The organism is Rhodococcus sp. YH3-3, from assembly GCF_001653035.1.
Taxonomy (GTDB): Bacteria; Actinomycetota; Actinomycetes; order Mycobacteriales; family Mycobacteriaceae; genus Rhodococcus_F; species Rhodococcus_F qingshengii.
The window spans coordinates 105,679-119,614 of record NZ_BCWH01000005.1; the positions used below are offsets into that span (position 1 = coordinate 105,679).

A 13,936-nucleotide genomic window follows, 5' to 3' on the forward strand; every position below is an offset into this window, starting at 1 on the left:
GATCTTTGCGGCACTTCTGGTGCCTACTGCAGTGCTACTCGCAGCCTGTGGGAACTCGGCTACTTCTTCGAAGACATCAACGTCATCGGCGTCCACGTCATCCAGTGCGACGACAACGAAATCGGCCGCCGCTCCAGCGGCAAGTGCTGCCGCCGCGTGCCCTAACCCCTTGCCGATCGCGGACCCCGCTTTCGCGGCTGCCGTGAGCGCCGTGCCCCTCCCCGGCGGCGCGACGGTGACTACGGGTCGGTTGAGCAAGGACAGTGGCCATCCAGGGATGCAGGCTGCTGCAATCGACATCTGCGATCCCTCGGTGAAGACGCCGGACGATCTCCGCCCGATCGCGACCGCCTATGCGAAGGCACTCAAAGCGTCGCCGCTGGGTGAGGAACTGTTTGCCGTGTACGTTGCGAGCTACCAGGTTGCCGGCAAAGACGTGAAGAACGAAGTGAAGATCAAAGACCCTGATTTTCAGTTGCATCTCTGGAACGGGAAGCCTTCCGCAGCAGCAGAGTTGAAGACCTGGGAGGTCGTCGTCGGCTGAATCGCTCTTCAGTCGGCGGCAAAGGCTCACGATCCATTTGTACGCCGATGCTCTAAGACGTGCTCATCGCGACGTACGTTTTTTCCCGGTATCGAACGTACAACGGCACTGATCAAGACAGTGACCTTGCTCGGAGACGGTGAACGACTCGTCCATGGCACGCCTCGTTCACCGGACAATACGTACTGCGCGCCTCCCAACGAAGCGCGCGCACAGGGCCACGGTGTCGTCCTCCTGCATTCCCATCCGAGTGGCAAGGGGTGGCAACGGCTCAGCGCCACAGACTGGGATACCGAGTCCGAGTACGAGTGTGTGGCATACGCGATCACAAAGATGCCGCTCCTGGGCGGAGGTGGCAGGTGGAGGGGGCACGGATGTGATCTGTGGCGAGTTCTCCTGACTCCGTGACGCGGCCACCGAAACGGCTGACAGCAGTTCGCCCTATCGGGCCGACGCCCGACTACGCCTCGGAAGCGTTGTGGTCGATAGAGTTTCGTGGGTCGATAGTGCCGGTGCATCCGTTGGGGCAGTCCACGAATCCTTCTCGGGTGGCGACGGGTGTCGGGTGTGGTTCGGCATAGAATTCGAGCACTGTGATCGTGAGGGGTTGTGAATCGCCCTGGGTCTGATGGAGGCTCTGGCTATTTGATTTCAACCAAGGCCTGCTCACCCTGCTCAGTAGCGTAGAACGTCTTCTCGTACTCTGCTGGCGGGATGTCGCCGCAGTGACCATGCAGCCGCCTGTGATTGTGCCAGTGCACCCACGACAGTGTCGCCAGTTCCACGTCGTCGATGCTGCGCCATGGACCAGGATGCGTTGGGCCGTAGATGAGTTCGTACTTGTAGTAGCCGTTCACGCTCTCGGCGAGAGCATTATCGTAGGAATCGCCCACGGTCCCGATCGACGGTATTGCACCGAGTTCGGCGAGCCGTTCGCCGTAGCGGACCGAGGTGAATTGACTGCCCGCATCGCTGTGGCAGCGCAGCCCGGTCAACCGTGTGCCGCGACTGAAGCGGGCCATCTCGATGGCGTCGAGCACTACCTGGGTGCGCATGTTCGCCGCGACGCGCCAGCCCACGATCATCCGAGAGTAAGCGTCGGTGATGAAGCAGACGTAGCCCATTCCCGCCCAGGTCGGGACGTGGGTGAGGTCGGTGACCCACAGTTGGTTCGGCTCAGTCGCAGTGAAATCCCGCCCAACCAGATCGGGGTGCCGATCCGCCCCGGCCGTTGCTCGGGTGGTACGCACCTTCTTCCCTCGCCGCACACCAGCGATCTGCTCGGCACGCATCAGCCGCGCGACCTGGTCACGGCCGACATCGATGCCCGATCTTCGGGCTGCTTTCCACAGTTTCCGCACCCCATATACCTGGTAGTTCTCCTCCCACAACCCCCGTAGCGCCGGCCGCAACCGGCTATCGGAGACCGATCTAGCTGACGGCGGTCGGCTTTTGGTGGCGTAGTAGCTGCTCGGAGGTATCTGCAAGGCCTTGCAGATACGCTCGACCCCAAGCCGCCGACCCGCGATGACATCGCCGCGATTGGCATCGATGAACGCGGTCATCTCTTGTGCTGGCGGTCGAGCTCCGCCCCGAAGAAAGACGCCGCACGCTTCAATATCTCGTTGGCGCGCTGCAGTTCTCGGATTTCCTGCTCGAGTTGCTTGATCCGATCGGCCTCGGCGGTGCTCACTCCCACAGTCAGACCGTCATCGATATCGGCCTGCTTGACCCACGACCTGACGGACTCGACCCCGTAACCCAACTGCGAGGCAACCCGCGCTGTCGTCCCATGCTCGGTCCCCAGCTCGGCCCGCAACGCCCGGACCATCCGCACCGCACCGGCCTTCTCCTCCGGCGAATACCGCCGCATCGTCGGCCTCCCTGACACCCGTTCATTCGGCATGCTTCCATCCTCGTTTCCAAGGCCAGAAGTCTCCACCGAACCCAGAGCGATTCAGAGAAATACAACCGTTTCATTCATGGACTGCCAAATATCCGTTCCGTGCCCGTAGGCGGTCGTGCTCCGGGTGACAATCTCTGACCCGCGCTATGTCAACACAGGTATCACGGTTTCCGTGCCCGTGGGCGGTCGTGCTCCGGGTGACTGTCAATTCCATGCAACCCTACACGGGGTTCAATTGTTTCCGTGCCCGTGGGCGGTCGTGCTCCGGGTGACCATGCTGTTGGCATTCGGGTAACTTCTCCCTACGGAGTTTCCGTGCCCGTGGGCGGTCGTGCTCCGGGTGACCATCGAGCAAAGTCTGACCGTCGCCATGAGGCGAGGTTTCCGTGCCCGTGCTCCGGGTGACCCTACCGGGTATTCAGCGGCCGTGAACTGCTGTTTCACGACCGTGCTGCACGCACCTCCGCACTTCGACCGCAAGGACCGGGATCACGATAACAGAAATCGATTGACCTGCGGAAATGTTTGCACGCACCTCCAGTAACTCTGAAATGACTTCGGCGTAAGGCCCAAACAAGTTGCAGACCTAAGCAACTGTGTCAGCCAGCACCTTCAGCGCCAGGTCGACGAGAGAGTTGACGCTACCGTAGGGTCTGTCCAGAAAACGGTGTAATTGATTGGTTTCTAACTACTTTCGTCCGGCAGACAGCCGTCCGTCGAACGTTATCTCGAAGGCATTCAGTGCTGCCTTCCATCGGTTGGACCAGCGCCTGCGGGCGGTGCCTTTGGGATCGAGGCTCATGATGGCCAGATACACGCATTTCAAGGCCGCGGCCTCGGTCGGAAAGTGTCCACGGGCCTTGACAGCCCTGCGGATTCGGGCGTTGACACTCTCGATGGCGTTGGTCGTGTAGATGACCTGCCGGATGGCGTTGTCGAATTGTAGGAACGGCACGAACTCAGCCCAGGCGTTAGTCCAGAGCCTGATGATCGCGGGATAGCGTTTCTCCCATTTGTCACTGAACTCTGCGAATCGGTCGAGCGCGGCCTGCTCCGACGGAGCCGTGTAGACGGGTTTGAGGTCCTTGGCGATCTCGGACCAGTCCTTGCGGGAGGCATAGGCGTAGGTGTTACGGAGAAGATGGACCACACAAGTCTGCACGATGGTCTGTGGCCACACTTGCTCGATCGAGTCAGGTAGATGCTTGAGACCGTCGCACACGACGATCAGAACATCCTGCACACCACGGTTTTTCAGCTCGGACAACACCCGAAGCCAGTACTTCGCCCCTTCCCCGTCGCCGTGCTCACCGGCCCACAATCCGAGGATGTCGCGGGTGCCGTCGACAGTCACCCCCATCGCGACGTAGATCGGCCGGTTGGCGACGTTGCCCTCGCGAATCTTGACGTGGATGCAGTCGATGAACAACACCGGGTACACAGGATCCAACGGCCGGTTCTGCCACTCGGCCATGCCTTCCATCACCCGCTCGATGATCGTCGAGATCGTCTGCTTGGACACATCAGCTCCGTACACCTCGGCCAGGTGTGCAGCGATCTCACCGGTCGTCAAACCCTTGGCCGACAATGAGATCACCATGTCCTCCACGCCCGACAGCCGACGCTGCCGCTTGGCCACGATCTTCGGCTCGAAGGAGGAATCCCGGTCACGGGGCACCTCGAGTTCGACCGGGCCGGCCTCGGTCAACACGTTCTTGGCTCGTCTGCCGTTGCGGGAGTTGCCGCTGCCCCTGCCTGCCGGGTCGCTCTTGCCGTATCCGAGGTGGTCGTCCATCTCGCCTTCGAGCGCGGACTCCACGACTAGCTTGGTCAGCTTCGACAGCAATCCACCATCTCCGGTCAACTGCAGCCCTTCGGCTCGCGCCTGCTCGACCAGCTCTTTGAGCCGCGCATCGCTGATACCCGGCTGAGCCGAGTTCGTCTCTGTCTCACGTTCAATCACGTCAGTCATAGTGGCGTATCTCCTTTCAGAGTTACACCGTTGTTCTTACAGTCCCCTACCGTACTTCCAGCTAATCGGCCGAGGAGCTGTGAACGATCGAGTGTTCAGAGGATCAGGTAGGGGATTCGTTCTTGAAGTGTGTGGCTACCGAGGATGATGGGGCGAGTCGCTGGCGGAAGTTGATAGAGGCGGACTTGATCTTCCGAGAGGTCGATCAGGTTCGCGATGTTCGACCGCAGGGTTTCGAGGTCACGGTCGTGGGTGACGTCGAGTTCGAAGACGCTTTGCTGCACTCGTGGGCCAAAGTCGAGGAGTAGGTCCGACACTCGGGCGCGGCGTCGATTGCTAGCGATGTCGTACATTGCGATCGCGTAGGTCATGTCGATTTCCTTGTCTCAGCGCCAGGGCATTGGCGTGTATTGGATGTTGGGGACTGTGACGATCCTGGCCAGGAGGCGTGCCTGTTCGCCGAGGCATTCTCGATATGGCATCGAACGCTGGTGGCGGGGGTGTCTGACTGGTGTAGACAAGCGTCGTTCGATTTCCGAGATCAGTGCATGCTTGGTCGGTGTGTCCATGCGACATCCGCCGGGTGTGGTGGCGAACCCACTTGGCGACACAGCACGGATGGCGATTAGTCGCAGTACCGCGGTGTCCACGATGAGGGTTCTGAACTCTTCCATGAGGTCGAGCGCCAGACTCGGTCGCCCGCGGTGTGGTGTGTGCAGGAAGCCGATGGTGGGGTCCAGCAATGCGAGTTCGAGCGCGCGTGTTGCTTCCGACAACAGCACGGTGTACCCGTAGGACAGCATCGCGTTGACGGGATCGGTAGGAGGTCTGCGTCGCCGACTCGTAAACGAATATTCCTCAGGTATCAGCGCCGAGAGTCCATGGAAGTACAGGCGTGCTGCGCTTCCTTCGAGCCCGAGGAGCATCGTCGATGAGGTTGCGTCGCGAGCTTTTGCTCGCAGATGGTTGAGTCTGGTTGCAGTGGCCAGTGGGACACGTTCCCTGCGCGTAGGGGTGCGACGTAGCAGCGTGACACTGTTGGCGATCTTCGCATCGACGATGAGCCTGGCGGTGTCGAGTCGATTCTCGGTGTCGTCGAGATAGTTGTACTGTGCTCGCCTGGTCGTAGGTCGGTCGTGTGGGGTGTCGAGAAAGGCTGTCAATCCGGAGTAGCGGTCGACGACGGCTATGTTCACACCGGTGCGGGCTGCGAGTGTGAGAGCACCGGTGGTGAGCATTGTGCGGTCGTTGCAGACGATCATGCGGGTTCTCGAGGCCGGATGCACTACAGGTGGATGCCGGGCGGTCGTGATGACGAACTTGGTTCCGCGGGCGCGTAGTGCGGATCCTCGTTCGGTGATGTGGACCGTGATGCGCGGCGCCGCCGCGGCGGAGGGTGTCTTGGGTTTCGGAGTTCCCGTTCTGATGGTGGCTCCGAGGAAAGGTACACCTTCGAGTGCGTCGTAGATCGCGGTCTTGGTGGGATTCAAAGTCAGTGATCTACGGTCTGCGGCAGATCTGATCCAGTCGAGGTTTTCCTGTGCGCGTTCTGGGGTTTCGGCGGCGCAGGCGATGTCGTCGGCGTATCGGACTATGTCGGCGCCGTTGGTCCAGAGTTCTTGATCGAGTCCGTCGAGGTAGATGTTCGAGATCACGGGGGACAGCGGCGATCCTTGGGCTATCCCGATCGGCGAGCACGAGGAGTCGCTGCGGTCGATGCATCGGGTGATGATCGTCATCAGGTCAGGGTCGTCGATCATCTCCGCGACGGCCCGTGTACACCCCCGTCGGGAGAGAGAATCGAAGCAGTCTGCGATGTCGGTGCGTACGACCCAGCGATTGCCGGCATCTATCCGCGCTTGCAATGCTCGGCGTGCATCTTCGACACCGACACCGGGCCTGAACGCGTAGCTGTCGGGTTGAAGCCGATGATCGACGGAGCGGGTCAGTACCGTAGCGATCGCGCGTTCGGCGACGCGGTCGGCAACCGATGGAATGCGTAGGGTCCGAGTGCCATCGGCTTTGGCAATGGTTGTTGTGCGCAATGATTTCGGTGTCCATTCCGCACTTCTCAGTGCGGTGCTGATCTCGGTGAGGTTGCTTAGCAGGTCTGCGCGGAAGTTCTCGACTTCCGGTATCAGGATCGGTTCGGCCGGCAACCTGTCGAGGGTGCGCTGCCAGGCTTCGAGGACATTCTGTTCAGCAGCAACAGCGGCCAGCAATCGTCCCACGGTGCGCCTCCTGTCCTTGGCTTCTGTGCATCGCGAATGCGCAGTGTGGTAACTCTTCGCTGAGCGAACTCAAGGACACCGGCGTCGTCTGATCCGTGTCGCTGGTCCGGACAATGCGTGATAAAACCCGAGCCGAATCGACTGGGGCTGCGCCACGCTGATCGGTGCTCGGGCGAGAATCGTGATTCAGGCGAGGCGGTTCCCGCCTTGCTTACTGGAGTTGTGGTCTAATATTCGGCTCAGCGCTGAGATTCCCATGCGCAGATCGACGAGGTGTGGCGCCGTCCCGGCATGTGTGCTGCGTCGAAAGGGTGATGGTGCCGGGTACTGCGGTGGTGACGGTGGGTTCGAGTCCGGTACCGGTGGTGTTGTCGATTCGTGCGACATCTCCGTCTCGGGTGGTGTTGATGTGCTCGGAGCGCACCAGAGTCGAGGCCGGTCGTATTGTCGAGCTTGTCGCTTCCGCCGATGTGCGGATCGATATCGTCGAATGTGGTTCGGGTACCGATTTCTCTGACTCCTACACCGCGGTGTGGGAGGGCCTGACGCGTATCGGGGTCAGTGCTCCGTTTCTTCTCGATTACACCGGCGGCACGTCGGCGATGGTCGCGATCGCCGTTGCGATACATCAGCGACTCCATATTAATGACACTGGTGCCGATCGCCCGGACCTGCGCCTCTATCAGAACGAGTCCGACGGATCGCTGCAGTCGGACAGCGGTACGAAATTTGCGCTCAGATCTGCAATGACCATTGCCGAGATGGCCAACGTGCACGGTTTCGGTGTCGACATGGCCCGACGCTCCCCGTCGCCGGCGGTCGTGTGGGATCGACCCGTGTTGTGGGAGAGAGCTTTCCTGCAGCGTGGTCATCAACGCGATGCCGTGTCCGAACCGACGGTCGAGCTTCGCCGCGCGCTCGAGGGAATGTTCGAACTCGTCGCCGACCCGGGCTGTGAACGAAGCACCGGCGGCGGCGATGAACTCTCGGTGTCGGACCAAGTGTGGTCGACGAAGGCCGATGCAGGCGGCGACGATCGGGCCGGTAAAACGATGGAACTGGCAGCACTCGCGGTCCTCGTCGGCAGGCATTGGGACGAGGTCGCATTCTCCTGCGAGGTCAGATCGATCGGCGGCAAACCCAAGCCGGTCGCCGAGTTCGATGTCATCGTTCGTCGCGGCCATCAGATCGTGGTGGTAGAGGTCAAGAGTTCACTGCGGGGAGTGGCGGAGTCAGCGGGGCGCCGGCTCGTGGCGGCGCGAACGGTGTTCGGTGGGGCGACGCGGGTTCTGTCGATCAGCCCACGCAGGAAGACTGACGACGATCCCGATGAAGTCGGTGGTCTGGAAGAGCTTGCCGGCCAATGGGAGCCGGCGCTGGCATCGTTGGGACGTTGGCACAGGTTGGTACTCGAACACGGGAAAGCGATCAAGGGCCTACGGAAAGCGGGAGCGAGAGCAGCGGCACTGTTGCCGGCACCGACGAATGCTCTCGACTTCGCGTGGCCCGCAGCCCCGTCCGATTCACTCACAATGGCCGCCGCGTTACCTGTCCCCTCCGATGGCCAGTCGGCTACCGAGCCCGACGCGGTGCGCGAGCACCCACTGGTGACGGCGGTCGGGGGCAGTCCCCTGGCCGTCGATTCGGTCCTGGCGGTGACCAGTTCCGAGACGTCGTCGATCGGCAGGCCGGATGCACTGCGCGCCTACGATTCTCGCAGAGGTGAACAGAGCTCACGGTGCACGTCGGTGCTCGAGGTTGCCGGTTTGGACGCTCGGTCGATCGATGCAGCATGCGGGCAGCTGCGCCCATCGACGTTGGCGATCACCCCCGCAACCAAGTCCGTGACCGCAGGTATGACCGCAGTGGCCGCACGCGGCGACCATGACCTGCTACACGTCGACATCGCCAGCGGTTACGCACATTCCTGGCGGCACGGGCGGTGGCCGCACCGACATCGGGCGCAGTGGGAGTCGACCTCGAATCCACAGTACGAACTGGGCGTCGACGGTTCCTGGTGGCGGCGCCTCGAATCTGCCGGTCATGTGAATATTCCTGCGTTGGAGGCTCTTCTGCACGGGCTTCACCTACCGCCGGGTGCGCGAGTGCGCTACAGCCCGATCCCCGACGTGTCGTGGTTGGTGCCGATCCTGATCACCGGTTCGTGGCGGGCGATCGGTGTAGTAGCGCCTACAAGCACGACGCATTCAGACCGGTCGATGGTGATGGGATGCGATCACCATGTGTCGTCCATGGTCGGCGATGTGGGCAGGCTGCTCATCGCCGCCCCATCCGGGGTCTCGGCGGCGCAGCAGGCCCGATCCTGGTCGGCGTTGCTCCGACAAAACCCTGCACCGTTGTTCGCGTTCTGGCGCGACCGGAATCCTAGTACCGTCGAGTTCGACGGGACCTCGATCTGGGACTGGCTGCGCTGACAGCAGGCGTGGCGCCATGCCGGTTGGATCCAACATCGCAGGCGCGCTTGACAGTCGACGATCGGTGTGTGATTCTTTTCTTCCCCTTCGGCACCCGCGTCGTGGTGATCAATTGAATACAGGACTCGGCAGACATGCAGCCACGGGTTGCTAACCGAGCAACTCACGGAAGTGGAGCACGAACCCTTACATGGGACGTTCTCGGCGACTGACGTGAGGAGTCCTGATGTCCGCAATTGCCCCCACCTGTGTTGTCGATGCCGAGCGCGAAGCGCTGTACGAGGTGTGCGCGCGCCTGGGCCGGCGAATGTTCTATGTCGATCAGGACCGCGAGTCCTACACCGATCGCGCGTACCGCCTGTGTGTTCTGGGCTGCCCGTGCCGAGCTCACCAGGGTTTGGCCTGGCCGGACAAGGACAGCGATGATTTCGTTGCCGGTCCGTCCGCTCGCCAGCGTATGACCAGGGTTTTTGCCGCCGCGACCGACGGAGGCGAGTTCCGATGGGATGAGTCGGTTCAGCGGCGCGTGTCTGATGTCATTCGAGATGCGCTCGGCGACTTGGCGCGCCGCCGAGCTGCCAGGACGTCGTTTTCCAGTAGGCCCGAGCGGCCTCTTCGTGAGCTGCCGATGTCGGTCGGTGCGAAAGAGGTCATGTTCCGGCTGATTCTCGGTGCGACCGGTTGGCGGCACAATGCTCCGCTGGCGTTCTTCACAGGCCGGTGTGACACCGCCGCCGCGGCAGCGTACGTCGCTGATTCGGTCCGGGCCTCGCGGCGCACCGCCGCTGCAGGGCCCAACCTGTTGGCATCGCTGCCGGCGGCCCAGCTTGCGGAGTTCATCCGCGAAGGACGGGCGACCATCATCGCCGTCGAACCGAATCTGTGGGCCGCGTTGATCGAGGAGTGCTGCGGATGGTCAGCGAGCCCAACCGGGTCGATCGTCGCAGAAGGTGACGACGTCGATCGTCACCGCATGTGCCGATTCGACGGCGACGCGGGCTTCATTGATCCCGCCGAGGCCGTATGTGAACCCGAGGGCGAAGTCTTTCCGCGGCCGGTGGTATTCGAGAAGGCGGCGCCGATCCACGCCGCTCTCGAATACCTGGTTGCCGCTGTCGACCAGGGCAGTGCTGTGGTGTCGGCCTGGTTGGCCGGTTCCTCCGATGTGCCGGCGTCCGAGGAGGTCGTCGAATGGCTGGATGCGACACGCTCCGGACGCAGGCGCTCGGCAGCGTTCGTTGCCTTGCGCGCTGTGCCCAAGGACGAGTTGGCGATGATGCTCGAAGACGTACGGGCGTACCTCCAGGTGTCCTATACCCCGTACTGGGATCTGCTGGTACGCCGAGCGCGTCGACAGCTCGGATAACCGTGTCCTTTGCGTGGGGCCGCGCCGATTTCGGGTGCGGCCACCGGTTTTCGGGTTAGATCGGCCTGTGAGCGCAATGATCTGCACAGTCGGATTGAATCCCACACCGGTCGCCCTCGCGGTGCTGACGAGCAAGCCGCGCCCGGACGACGTCCTGTTGGTGTGCAGCACGGCATCGCAGCCGGTGGCGGACAGGTTGATCGAGGTACTCGGGGCACTGTTGCCGGACACTGCCTTCCGTAGCTTTCCGGTCGGGTCTGGTGCCTCGTGGAGGGCGACATACGCTGCGCTGGTGGGTGAGATGCCGGAGCCGCCGTACCTTCTCGACTACACCGGCGGAACTACGTCGATGACGATGGCGGCGGTGAAACTTCACCTAGAAGATCATGAATCGGTGGCGGCCGGGGGTGCGTCGCTGCGGTCGTATATCGATGAGCAATCCGGTGAGCAGGTCTACGACTCGGGCGCGGCAACCGGCGTCGACACAGCCGTGCTCACGATCAATTTGCTGGCATTGCTTCACTGCATCGAACTATCTCTCGATACCATGCTCGGAAAGCCGAAACTGATACTCCCGCAGGATAAGCAACTCGTCGAGACATTCGTCGACGCGACGCGTTCTGCAGTCCAGAAGCAAGCGATTACAGACGAGTGGGAGGCAGCGTGGTGCGGCATCGGGCTGGGTGAGGTGTTCGCGCGATTGCGGCCCACACCGGAAGCGACGAAAAGTGAACGTGAAGGCGTTTTCGTGGAGTTGGTGTCCTTGGCTGCCGCGATCGCATCCGGTTGCTGCGAGGAGATCGCCTTCGACGTCGAAGCTCGGGAGGATGCCCAGGACGACGTGATCTCACAGTTCGATGTGATCGCCCGATCCGGCCACAGGGTGGTGTGCATCGAAAGCAAGAAGGGATATCTCGACACTCGGGACGATCTGGGCCACCGTATGAGTACGGCACTGAAGGTCTTCGGTGGTGCAGCGCGGGTACAGATTCATCTGCTCTCGACGCCTGACAACCAGCTGCCACTGACTGCCTACGAGCAGGAGGTCAACTCGTGGAAGCACGCCATTCCCGAACTCGATCGTGTGCACCTGATCCACACCTTCTCCAAGCCCTCAGCAGCCGACCTTCGCGGTCACTCCGCATCGCGTTCGACCGGGCGAGGCGTCGATCCGCTGGGCGCGATGATCGAACGCTTGCGTCTGGACCTCCCGGCTCCCTCGCCCGCGATCGGGCGTTCCGTGCCCGATCAAGGTGTTCTACCGATGACGAAGCCGGAATTCGGAACGGTGATGGTTGCGGTGGGAGGCTCCCCGATCCTGAATGGCCTCATACTCGACAACGAGTCTCGCACCGTGCACGTTGCCGGGCCCAGGCAGACAACCCAACGTGTAACTGCAGGAAGCGCAGTCGAACTCGCCGACACTACGAACTTGTCGGCCCACGCCGTGTGGCGAGCAGCCTGGACGAAACAACCCGAAGCAGTCCTACCGACGTCCTCCAAGAAGTCGGCCGCTGCAGGACTGCTGCGATACGCCCACGAATCCGGTGCCGCGATCGAACACCTGTTGCCCAGAGGCGAAAGAGAATTCGGCAATGGCATCACCTCGCCGTTGAGCGTGCCACCGCGGTGGCACGCTCTGCTCACAGACCCCGGACGCCGCCGCGCACAAGGTCCATGTGGCCTGTATCAACCCTATGGCACCGATGGGGCGGTTTGGCAGCCGGATACCTTGATCGAACGTGTTGTGCTGCAGGATCTGGCCGCCCGGTGGAGCGGTGTCGACGGGGTCACAGTGTTCCTGGCGACCGACATAGGGGTACGCGCGACTGCGCCGGTGATCGTCACCCACCGTTTCCACGCGTTCGCCGTCGGCTCCCCGTTCGGGGGGAACACGATCAAGTGGCCGCTGGCCCGGAGTCTGACCGCTCTCCAAGCCACGGTCCTCAACGCCAGATTCGGGCCCGCGGTCCGGACGTGGGTCGCACTGACGGACCGGGCCCGAGACGAGTGCGATGCCGCGCAACGAGATAGATGGTTCGCGCTGTGGGACCGATTGCACATGCTCTCGGGTGTTGAGGAAGGCGACCTGGCGGGTGCCCCGTGGACTGCCGCTGACCTCGATGCAGAAATAGCTCGCTATCTCGGAACGGCACCACCCGAACTAGCCTGACGCCCTGTCCTTGAGTGTGCCGGTACCCACCCGATACCTTTCGAGGAGTTCTCGTGAAATTTTCTCACCGCGGATCCACCCGCGATCGATCGACGTCATCGGTTTCGGCCGGTGTGCCGGAACCGTCGGTCGAGACAGCGCGTCTGTCCGCCGAACTGCACGCTGCTGTAGGAACAGTTTCGATCCCGACACGGTGGGATCGATTGCGCGCCATCATCACTGGCTACCGCGACGGTCGTCACGGGTTGTTGCCGGACCCGGACTGCGGTCACACTCAGCACACCGCACGCATTGCGGACGAGTACGTCTCGACCCTCGACAGCGAGCGGTTGACTCTCACCCGTGCGCTCAGTGCGATCGACGAACTCACCGGCCGACTCACCGTCGAGGTCACGCAGCTTCGGGGATCGGTGCAGTCCGCAGAGGAGCAGACCCTCGCCGCGCGTGAGCCGAACGCTCGGGTTGCGACAGACCTCGACGAGCGGCGCCGGGCCCGCGATCTGGCTGCCCGACAAGCTCGCCACCAGGGCTCGATTGCCGGAGATCGGAAGCGGATCGAAGTGATCGAGCGTGATCTGGCCGCGTTGGGGGTGCTGCGCGCCTACCAGATCGAGACCGCCGAACACCGAATCGATCGTGCCCGGGTGACCCGGCAGCAGATCGTCGACGTCTATTGGCGGTGGTTCGTCCGGACACATCCGGAGGAGTCCGCAGTCCGCGCCGGCTACCCCATCCCCTCTGCGGCCCGCCCCGCAGTCACCGCAACGCCTCTAGCCCATCCTTCCTCTGCCCCGAAAGGACTCTGACATGAGCCTGTTCACCTTGCGCCGCCAGAGCGATCGCACCAAGTCGGTCCGGCGGATCGACATCTCGATGAGCGCGGCACTACCCAATCTCGGCGTGCCGACGCCCACCGAGCTTCGGGCCACCGTCGAGGAATGGATCGACGGCTACCTCGAACGCGGCAGCATCGACGACGGAGGCGGGCACATCCTCGACACGTGGTTGCGGACGTGCGAAGCCGACGCCCAGACCGCGCTGGCGGAGCTGATCGATCAGCAGCGGCAGGTCGACGACACCCTCGTCGACCAGGCGAGGAAAGACGCCGACCGCGCCCAGACTCGCGTCGAGCGGATCCAGGCGCGGTCACAGCGCTACACCGACGCCGCCGCGGACTGCCGTGCCCGGGCTCTCGGCGAGGCGCCGCCGGCGCCTGCAGATCCGATGGCGGATCTCATGCTCGGCAAAATGCTCTGACGCAGCCCTTCGATGCGGAGTGACCGTGTGGGCCGGGCGACCCAGTCTCACA

The 13,936-nt window shown here is 62.6% G+C and carries 10 protein-coding genes, 1 CRISPR repeat array and 1 other annotated feature; of the genes, 6 read left to right on the top strand and 4 right to left on the bottom strand.

Going from position 1 to position 13,936, the window contains the following annotated elements; genetic code table 11:
* Positions 1-169: 169 nt before the first annotated feature.
* A complete protein-coding gene (locus YH3_RS32820; RefSeq protein WP_154100400.1) occupies positions 170-544 on the top strand; it encodes a hypothetical protein in 375 nt (124 codons plus the stop codon).
* Between the two features lie 641 nt (positions 545-1,185).
* On the opposite strand, the gene YH3_RS32830 is transcribed toward YH3_RS32820, so the two are convergent.
* The 4 genes from YH3_RS32830 to cas1 form a co-directional block, all read right to left on the bottom strand.
* Positions 1,186-2,450, bottom strand: a protein-coding gene (locus YH3_RS32830) for an IS3 family transposase (RefSeq protein ID WP_230544151.1) whose coding sequence is annotated in 2 segments (ribosomal slippage) — positions 1,186-2,147 and positions 2,147-2,450 — 1,266 coding nt in all. Because the reading frame shifts where the segments join, the coding sequence is not laid out codon by codon here.
* Positions 2,017-2,151, bottom strand: a sequence feature (AL1L pseudoknot). Its footprint overlaps the gene before it by 135 nt.
* A 93-nt stretch (positions 2,451-2,543) precedes the next feature.
* Positions 2,544-2,866: a CRISPR direct-repeat array (repeat unit 36 nt; unit sequence GTTTCCGTGCCCGTGGGCGGTCGTGCTCCGGGTGAC).
* 272 nt (positions 2,867-3,138) lie between these two features.
* The gene (locus tag YH3_RS32840; RefSeq protein ID WP_064444909.1) at positions 3,139-4,422 is read right to left on the bottom strand and encodes an IS256 family transposase; all 1,284 of its coding nucleotides are present in this window, start codon (positions 4,420-4,422) and stop codon (positions 3,139-3,141) included.
* Between the two features lie 95 nt (positions 4,423-4,517).
* Entirely contained in the window at positions 4,518-4,793 is a 276-nt protein-coding gene (gene cas2 / locus YH3_RS32845) for a CRISPR-associated endonuclease Cas2 (RefSeq protein WP_064444910.1), read from the bottom strand.
* Positions 4,794-4,808: 15 nt separating this feature from the next.
* Positions 4,809-6,653 (bottom strand): CRISPR-associated endonuclease Cas1, encoded by a 1,845-nt coding sequence (gene cas1 / locus YH3_RS32850; RefSeq protein ID WP_064444911.1) that lies wholly within the window; start codon positions 6,651-6,653, stop codon positions 4,809-4,811.
* A 314-nt stretch (positions 6,654-6,967) separates the two neighbouring features.
* Between cas1 and YH3_RS32855 the strand changes: the two genes are divergently transcribed.
* From YH3_RS32855 to YH3_RS32875, 5 genes are all read left to right on the top strand, one after another.
* Positions 6,968-9,088 carry a hypothetical protein gene (locus tag YH3_RS32855; protein WP_064444912.1) on the top strand — a complete coding sequence of 707 codons (2,121 nt, stop codon included), beginning with the start codon at positions 6,968-6,970 and terminating at the stop codon, positions 9,086-9,088.
* A 226-nt stretch (positions 9,089-9,314) separates the two neighbouring features.
* Positions 9,315-10,454, top strand: coding sequence for a hypothetical protein (locus tag YH3_RS32860; protein WP_064444913.1), 1,140 nt, complete (start codon positions 9,315-9,317; stop codon positions 10,452-10,454).
* Positions 10,455-10,521: 67 nt separating this feature from the next.
* Complete coding sequence (locus YH3_RS32865) at positions 10,522-12,627, top strand: hypothetical protein (protein WP_154100401.1); 2,106 nt, start codon at positions 10,522-10,524, stop codon at positions 12,625-12,627.
* Between the two features lie 53 nt (positions 12,628-12,680).
* Complete coding sequence (locus tag YH3_RS32870; RefSeq protein WP_064444915.1) at positions 12,681-13,433, top strand: hypothetical protein; 753 nt, start codon at positions 12,681-12,683, stop codon at positions 13,431-13,433.
* A 1-nt stretch (position 13,434) separates the two neighbouring features.
* Complete coding sequence (locus YH3_RS32875) at positions 13,435-13,884, top strand: hypothetical protein (RefSeq protein WP_064444916.1); 450 nt, start codon at positions 13,435-13,437, stop codon at positions 13,882-13,884.
* Positions 13,885-13,936 lie beyond the last annotated feature (52 nt).

What these genes read in the sequence shown, in the direction of transcription:
- YH3_RS32840 (WP_064444909.1), bottom strand. Translation starts at nt 4,422, where the DNA reads ATGACTGACGTGATTGAACGTGAGACAGAGACGAACTCGGCTCAGCCG.
- cas2 (WP_064444910.1), bottom strand. Translation starts at nt 4,793, where the DNA reads ATGACCTACGCGATCGCAATGTACGACATCGCTAGCAATCGACGCCGC.
- YH3_RS32855 (WP_064444912.1), top strand. Translation starts at nt 6,968, where the DNA reads ATGGTGCCGGGTACTGCGGTGGTGACGGTGGGTTCGAGTCCGGTACCG.
- YH3_RS32860 (WP_064444913.1), top strand. Translation starts at nt 9,315, where the DNA reads ATGTCCGCAATTGCCCCCACCTGTGTTGTCGATGCCGAGCGCGAAGCG.
- YH3_RS32875 (WP_064444916.1), top strand. Translation starts at nt 13,435, where the DNA reads ATGAGCCTGTTCACCTTGCGCCGCCAGAGCGATCGCACCAAGTCGGTC.